Origin of the sequence: Comamonas sp. B-9, from assembly GCF_000410635.1 — a bacterium.
Taxonomy (GTDB): domain Bacteria; phylum Pseudomonadota; class Gammaproteobacteria; order Burkholderiales; family Burkholderiaceae_C; genus Comamonas.
This window is the reverse complement of record NZ_KE148573.1, coordinates 1-215: the sequence shown is the minus strand read 5'-3', so window position 1 is coordinate 215 and position 215 is coordinate 1. Positions and strand designations below refer to the sequence as shown.

Sequence of the window (215 nt, the reverse complement as noted above, 5' to 3'; positions counted from 1 at the left end):
GCCCCCCCCCCGCCAAGGCCGCGCCGCTACTGACCCCAATCAGGCCCGGGTCGGCCAGCGGATTGCGAAACAGCCCCTGCATCAGCGCCCCGGCCAGCCCCAGGCCCGCACCGGCTGCCAGGCCCAGGATGAGACGCGGCAGGCGGATGGTGGCAAACACCAGTTGCTCGGTGCTGGCGCCCGGGCTGGCAGCGCCCGCGCCCTGCCACCAGTGC

General features: G+C 75.3%; 1 protein-coding gene. It reads right to left on the bottom strand.

Annotated elements, in window-relative coordinates:
• Nucleotides 1-215, bottom strand: a 215-nt coding sequence (locus tag H928_RS27500) for an iron chelate uptake ABC transporter family permease subunit (RefSeq protein WP_043339902.1), incomplete at both ends; no start/stop codon positions are given.